The organism is Streptomyces malachitofuscus (assembly GCF_055571035.1).
On the sequence record NZ_JBVIGA010000025.1, the window covers coordinates 1 to 6,916 of the forward strand.

Consider the following 6,916-nt stretch of genomic DNA (forward strand, 5'->3'; position numbering starts at 1 on the left):
GAGTGAGCCCTCACTCACGGCTCAGGGGGCGGGCCCCGTCGGATCGGCCGATCCGACGGGGCCCGCCCCCTGAGCCGTGAGTGAGGGCTCACTCGGTGCGCAGCGCCTCGGCCATCTTCGTCAGCTGCCCGAACGACGCCGTGCCCGTCACGACCGTGGTCGAGCCCTCGGTGCCCTCCAGGACCAGCGCGTCGTAGTGGTCGCCCTCGTAGCGCGTCCAGGTCCTGCCGTCGATCTGCTGGGTGGCCTCGGTCTTCGCCGCGCCCTGCGTGGTGTCCTCGATGAACGCCGAACGCTTGCCCGCGGACTGCTCGACCGCCACGTACTCCCCGTCGGGGGCATGGAAACCGAGGTGCCAGGCGTCGGCCTCGGCGCTCCGGAAGCGGACGGAGGTGGGCTTCCACGCCTCGGGCAGTCCCTCGGGCGCGGCCACGGGGTAGGAGGCGGCCCGGCGGGCCGTGAGCAGGTCGACGCGGTAGTCGACCCGCTTGATGTCGGGTTCGCCGTCCTCGTGCGGGATGAACAGCCAGACGACTCCCGCGGCGAGCACGATGAGGGCCAGGGAAAGGATCATGTCCCGGGCCGTTTTCTGCATGCTGCTCGTTCCTGCCACGCCCCCTATCGTCGCAGGTGCCCGAAGCGCTCATCCGTGGGGGGCCCTGCTCATTTTGTCTGTCTGACGATAGAGTCATGGCCCACACCCTCATCCGGCCGTCGTCGTACAGAAAGGTGCGCTCCGATGACCGAACACCATCACTTGCCGTCCGAGCTCGATGTCCCCTCCGAGGCCCCCGACCGCAACCTCGCCCTGGAGCTCGTACGGGTCACCGAGGCAGCGGCGATGGCCGCGGGCCGCTGGGTAGGGCGCGGCGACAAGAACGGCGCCGACGGTGCCGCCGTGCGCGCCATGCGCACCCTCGTCTCCACCGTGTCGATGAACGGCGTCGTCGTCATCGGCGAGGGGGAGAAGGACGAGGCCCCGATGCTCTTCAACGGGGAGCGCGTGGGCGACGGGACCGGGCCCGAGTGCGACATCGCCGTCGACCCGATCGACGGCACCACGCTGACCGCCAAGGGCATGACGAACGCCATCGCGGTGCTGGCCGCCGCCGAGCGCGGCTCGATGTTCGACCCCTCCGCCGTCTTCTACATGGACAAGCTGGTCACCGGCCCGGAGGCCGCCGACTTCGTCGACATCAACGCCCCGGTGAACGTGAACATCCGCCGCGTCGCCAAGGCCAAGCGGGTCACCCCCGAGGACGTCACCGTGGTGATCCTCGACCGGCCGCGGCACGAGGGCATCATCAAGGAGATCCGGGAGACCGGTGCGCGCATCAAGCTGATCTCCGACGGCGACGTCGCCGGCTCGATCCTCGCGCTGCGCGAGGGCACCGGCATCGACCTGCTGCTCGGCATCGGCGGCACCCCCGAGGGCATCATCTCGGCCTGCGCGGTGAAGTGCCTGGGCGGCACCATCCAGGGCAAGCTGTGGCCGAAGGACGACGAGGAGCGGCAGCGGGCGATCGACGCGGGGCACGACCTCGACCGGGTGCTGACCACGGAGGACCTCGTCACCGGGGACAACGTGTTCTTCGTGGCGACCGGGATCACCGACGGTGAGCTGCTGCGGGGGGTGCGGTACCGGTCGGAGACGGCCACGACCGATTCGATCGTGATGCGGTCGAAGTCCGGGACGGTGCGCAGGATCGACTCCGAGCACCGGTTGAGCAAGCTGCGGGCGTACAGCGCGATCGATTTCGACCGGGCCAAGTAGCGTCGCCTTGGGTGCGGCGCGGAGGCGGGTGCGTCGTGGTTGACCGCGCCCACGCGGCGGAGCCGCAGATGTCACAGCCCCGCGCCCCTGAGTGTGCGGTCCTGCCCCACCCTGGAAGTGCGCCCCCTGTGCGGAGGGGGCGCATTTTCCGCGTGCAGGTGCTGCTAGCCCGCCGCGGCTATGCGGCGCTGGCCGGCGGCCTTCTTCAGTTCCATGTCGCGGCGCCTGCGGCGGGCCAGGACCACGCGGCGCTCGGCCGCGGTGAGGCCGCCCCAGACGCCGTAGGGCTCGGGCTGGAGCAGGGCGTGCTCGCGGCACTCGACCATGACCGGACAGCGGGCGCAGACCCGCTTGGCCGCCTCCTCGCGGGAGAGCCGGGCGGCGGTGGGCTCCTTCGACGGTGCGAAGAACAGCCCCGCCTCGTCGCGCCGGCACACGGCCTCGGTGTGCCAGGGAGCGTCCTGGTCCCTCTCCCGCCCTGCCGCTCGCTGGGCCGGAACGGCGGCTACCTGCAGGGACGAATGCGGCGGTTGCAGCACGGTCTACTCCTGACGACGGCTTCGCGAGCGAGAGACGATGCAGCAAGGCTTACCCGATGTACGCGCGCCTATGCACTGAGTCCCGGACGGGGCTCGGCCGGTGCCGGGTCAGTGGCCGAGATGTCTGCGCATGCTCTTGTCGACCGTGCGCTGCACCCGGTCAAGAATGTCCGCGACGAGCTTGCCGCGCCTGGGCCGTGCCTCGACACTGCCCAGCACCGCCCAGCCGTCGACGAAGACCACCGGGGCCTCCTCGTCGGTCGCGTCGAGGGTGTCCACCTCGAAGGAGCCGAGCACGCCGCCGCCCGTGCCGCGCAGCGACACGTTCTCCGGGACGCGGATCTCGACGCTGCCGAACACCGAGAACGCCTTGATCATGACCTGCTGGTGGTCGAACATCGCCTCGCTGAGGTCGATCTCGACGCTGCCGAAGATCGCGTACGCGTGGATGCGGCGGCCGGTCCGCCAGCGGCCCTTGCGCGTGGCCGCGCTGAACACCGCGACCACGTTGTCGTCGGGGTCCACCGGGATCGCGCCCGTGGTGGGGCGGCTGGGGGCGGAGGTGTGTGCCGCGCGCCGCTGGTGGGCTATCGGCAGGTCCTGGACGAACACGTCCAGTTCCCCCACCGTCTTGGCGGCCAGCACGCCCTCGACGCGCTCCGCGTGCTCGTCGGCGGTCAGGCGGCCCTCGGCGAGGGCCTCGCGCAGGAGGTCGGCGATACGGTCCCGGTCGGCGTCGGAGGCGCGCAGCCCGGCGGCCCCCGCCGCGGTGTCGGGTGCGGAGTCCGGCTGCTGGGCGTGCTTCTGAAGGTCCACGGCAGCAGCGTACCCAAACGCGATAGATCGCGACTACCCTCCGGGGCGGACAACTGAGGACAACCTCACAGGTTCGCCGCCGAGGGCAGGTCCTACGCTGGTGAGCGCCCGCCGACGGAGGCGGGCGGTCTTCCGTCGAGTGAGGAATGGGCGAGATGCCTGAGTTCGAGTACGCCGATCTGCTCCCCATGGGAGAGGACACCACCCCCTACCGGCTGGTGACCTCCGAAGGTGTGTCCACCTTCGAGGCCGACGGGCGGACGTTCCTCAAGGTGGAGCCGGAGGCGCTGCGCAAGCTCGCCGAGGAGGCCATCCGCGACATCCAGCACTACCTGCGCCCGGCCCACCTGGCGCAGCTGCGCCGGATCATCGACGACCCCGAGGCGTCGGCCAACGACAAGTTCGTCGCCCTGGACCTGCTGAAGAACGCGAACATCGCGGCGGCGGGCGTGCTGCCGATGTGCCAGGACACCGGCACGGCGATCGTCATGGGCAAGCGCGGGCAGAACGTGCTGACGTCGGGACGTGACGAGGAGGCCCTGAGCAAGGGCATCTACGACGCGTACAGGAACCTGAACCTGCGGTACTCGCAGATGGCTCCGCTCACCATGTGGGAGGAGAAGAACACCGGGTCGAACCTGCCGGCGCAGATCGAGCTGTACGCGACGGACGGCGGGGCGTACAAGTTCCTGTTCATGGCCAAGGGCGGCGGGTCGGCCAACAAGAGCTTCCTGTACCAGGAGACCAAGGCCGTCCTGAACGAGGCCTCCATGATGAAGTTCCTGGAGGAGAAGATCCGTTCGCTGGGCACGGCCGCCTGTCCGCCGTACCACCTGGCGATCGTGGTCGGCGGCACGTCGGCCGAGTACGCGCTGAAGACCGCGAAGTACGCCTCCGCGCACTACCTGGACGAGATCCCGTCCGAGGGGTCGCCGCTCGGGCACGGCTTCCGGGACAAGGAGCTCGAGGAGAAGGTCTTCGAGCTGACGCAGAGGATCGGCATCGGGGCGCAGTTCGGCGGCAAGTACTTCTGCCACGACGTGCGGGTGGTGCGCCTGCCCCGGCACGGTGCGTCCTGCCCGGTCGCCATCGCCGTGTCCTGCTCCGCCGACCGCCAGGCCGTCGCGAAGATCACCGCCGAGGGCGTGTTCCTGGAGCAGCTGGAGACGGACCCGGCGCGGTTCCTGCCGGAGACCACCGACGAGCAGCTGGACGAGTCCGGCGACGTCGTGCGGATCGACCTCAACCAGCCGATGAAGGCGATCCTCGCGGAGCTCACCAAGTACCCGGTGAAGACGCGGCTGTCGCTGTCCGGGCCGCTGGTCGTCGCGCGCGACATCGCGCACGCGAAGATCAAGGAGCGGCTGGACGCGGGCGAGGAGATGCCGCAGTACCTGAAGGACCACCCGGTGTACTACGCCGGCCCCGCGAAGACCCCCGAGGGGTACGCGTCCGGGTCCTTCGGGCCGACCACGGCCGGGCGGATGGACTCCTACGTGGAGCAGTTCCAGGCGGCGGGCGGCTCCATGGTGATGCTGGCGAAGGGGAACCGGAGCAAGCAGGTCACCGACGCGTGCGACGCGCACGGCGGCTTCTACCTGGGCTCCATCGGCGGTCCCGCGGCCCGCCTGGCGCAGGACTGCATCAAGAAGGTCGAGGTCGTCGAGTACGAGGAACTCGGCATGGAGGCGGTCTGGAAGATCGAGGTCGAGGACTTCCCGGCGTTCATCGTCGTGGACGACAAGGGCAACGACTTCTTCCAGGACCCCTCGCCGCAGCAGCCGACGTTCACGTCGATCCCCGTGCGGGGGCCGGGACTGGCATAGCCCTACGGGACGGGCGGGGGGCGCTGCTTCCGCCCCCCGCCCGTCCCGTACCGGACGTTCCTTCTGCCCGGGTCGGAGCCTCAGCGCCTTCGCGATCACGTCGCGGATCGGGTACTCCCCCTGGGCGCGGTTCTCCTTGAGGCGGTCGAGGCCCTCCGGGCCGAACCAGGCGTACGCCGAGTCCTTGGACCACTTCGGGGCGGGACGCTCCAGGTCGCCCTCGGGGCACCTCGACTCCGGGGTCGGTCTTCAGGGCCGACATCCCCTCAACCCAGTCGTCCGGATAGCGGACTTGGTGTGCTTCTTTCGGACAATGTGGGCTCCGCCCCGCCTTTTCCGTTGACGTGATCAACCATCACTGTGAGTCTTCTCGTCACTCCGACATGCACATGCCATGTCAATCCTTGCGTGGCTCACCCCACAGCCACCTCCCGGAGGAGACCAGGTGAAACGAAGATTCGCCGTCGCGGGCGTCTCGCTCGCCGTCGTGCTGGGCTGCGGAACACTCCCCGCCGCGGCCGCCGACTCCCGGACCACCACGGACACCACCATCAGTGCCGCGCCCGATGTCGACGTGAACAAGGTGAAGGCACACCTCAGTGAGCTCAGCGCCATCGCCGGACGGAACGGCGGAAACCGCCGGTCCACCGGACAGGGTTACGACGACTCCGTCGCCTACGTGAAGGGCAGGCTGCAGGCCGCCGGTTACACCATGACCGAGCAGCCGTGCACCTCCGGCTGCACCAGCGGTGCCGGCCCCAATCTCATCGCCGAGTGGCCCCACGGCGACGCCAACAACGTGTACATGTTCGGCGCCCATCTCGACGGCGTCTCCGCCGGGCCCGGCATGAACGACAACGGCTCCGGCTCCGCCGCCCTGCTCGAGACCGCCCTGACGCTGGCCCAGCAGAACCCGGCCATGCGCAACCGGGTCCGCTTCGCCTGGTGGACCGACGAGGAGCAGGGCCTCAACGGGTCCGACTTCTACGTCCGTTCGCTGTCGTCCGGCGAGCGCGCCAGGATCAAGGCGTACTACAACTTCGACATGGTCGCCTCCACCAACGGCGGCTACTTCATCAACCACATCACCTCCGCGGCCGCCGCGCCGATGAAGGCGTACTGGGACTCGCTGGGCCTGCAGCCCGAGGAGAACACCGAGGGCGCCGGACGCAGCGACGACTACTCCTTCGAGCAGTACGGGATCCCCACCTCCGGCTACGCGATGGGCGCCAGTGCCCGGAAGACCTCCGCGCAGGCCGCCAAGTGGGGCGGGACCTCCGGCTCCGCCTACGACCCCTGCTACCACCGGTCCTGCGACACCCTCACCAACATCAACACCACCGGTCTCGACCGCGCCGCCGACGGCATCGCGTACACCCTCTGGCAGCGGGCCGTGGACACCGGCACGGGCGGCGACTGCGACACCGCCGGCGCCGTCGGCAACGGCGGGTTCGAGAGCGGGACTTCGCCGTGGACCGGGAACACCGGCGTCATCGGCGCCCACACGGGCGGGTCGGCCCACGACGGAACCCGGTTCGCCTGGCTGGGCGGTAACGGGTCCACGAGCACCGAGTCGATCAGCCAGACGGTGACCGTGCCGTCCGGCTGCTCCCAGGCGTCGCTGAGCTACTGGCTGCACATCGACACCGACGAGTCCGGCTCACGCGCGTACGACAGGTTCACGGTGCGGGCCGGCGGCACCACGCTCGCCACCCTGTCCAACGTCGACGCCGGCAGCGGCTATGTGCAGCGGTCGGTCGATCTCTCGGCGTACGCGGGACAGACGGTCACCCTGACCTTCACCGCGAGCGAGGACTACAGCCTGCGGACCAGCTTCCTCCTGGACGACGTGACCCTGCTCAACGGCTGACCCTTCCCCCCACGGACCCGGGGGGGGGGGGGGGGGGGACAGGGGGGGGGGGGGGGGGGGGGGGGGGGGGGGGGTTGGGGGGGGAGTGTGG

Annotated in this window: 6 protein-coding genes; 3 read left to right on the plus strand and 3 right to left on the minus strand. The window is 70.1% G+C overall.

Translation table 11 applies throughout. The features are described from left to right. Positions 1–88: 88 nt before the first annotated feature. Positions 89–595 (minus strand): DUF4245 domain-containing protein, encoded by a 507-nt coding sequence (locus ACZ44S_RS30220; protein ID WP_466934447.1) that lies wholly within the window; start codon positions 593–595, stop codon positions 89–91. A 144-nt stretch (positions 596–739) separates the two neighbouring features. On the opposite strand from ACZ44S_RS30220, the gene glpX reads away from it, so the two are divergent. Further along, a complete protein-coding gene (gene glpX / locus ACZ44S_RS30225; protein ID WP_466934448.1) occupies positions 740–1,774 on the plus strand; it encodes a class II fructose-bisphosphatase in 1,035 nt (344 codons plus the stop codon). A gap of 164 nt (positions 1,775–1,938) precedes the next feature. On the opposite strand, the gene ACZ44S_RS30230 is transcribed toward glpX, so the two are convergent. Together ACZ44S_RS30230 and ACZ44S_RS30235 are read right to left on the minus strand one after the other, a co-directional pair. Beyond that, positions 1,939–2,313, minus strand: a complete 375-nt coding sequence (locus ACZ44S_RS30230; RefSeq protein ID WP_466934450.1) for a WhiB family transcriptional regulator — start codon at positions 2,311–2,313, stop codon at positions 1,939–1,941. A 108-nt stretch (positions 2,314–2,421) separates the two neighbouring features. Then, positions 2,422–3,129 (minus strand): DUF1707 SHOCT-like domain-containing protein, encoded by a 708-nt coding sequence (locus tag ACZ44S_RS30235; protein ID WP_466934452.1) that lies wholly within the window; start codon positions 3,127–3,129, stop codon positions 2,422–2,424. Between the two features lie 155 nt (positions 3,130–3,284). On the opposite strand from ACZ44S_RS30235, the gene ACZ44S_RS30240 reads away from it, so the two are divergent. Continuing rightward, entirely contained in the window at positions 3,285–4,955 is a 1,671-nt protein-coding gene (locus tag ACZ44S_RS30240) for a fumarate hydratase (protein WP_466934454.1), read from the plus strand. Positions 4,956–5,400: 445 nt separating this feature from the next. Next, entirely contained in the window at positions 5,401–6,825 is a 1,425-nt protein-coding gene (locus ACZ44S_RS30245) for a M28 family metallopeptidase (protein ID WP_466934455.1), read from the plus strand. Positions 6,826–6,916: the final 91 nt, after the last annotated feature.

What these genes read in the sequence shown, in the direction of transcription:
- glpX (WP_466934448.1), top strand. Translation starts at nt 740, where the DNA reads ATGACCGAACACCATCACTTGCCGTCCGAGCTCGATGTCCCCTCCGAG.
- ACZ44S_RS30240 (WP_466934454.1), top strand. Translation starts at nt 3,285, where the DNA reads ATGCCTGAGTTCGAGTACGCCGATCTGCTCCCCATGGGAGAGGACACC.
- ACZ44S_RS30220 (WP_466934447.1), bottom strand. Translation starts at nt 595, where the DNA reads ATGCAGAAAACGGCCCGGGACATGATCCTTTCCCTGGCCCTCATCGTG.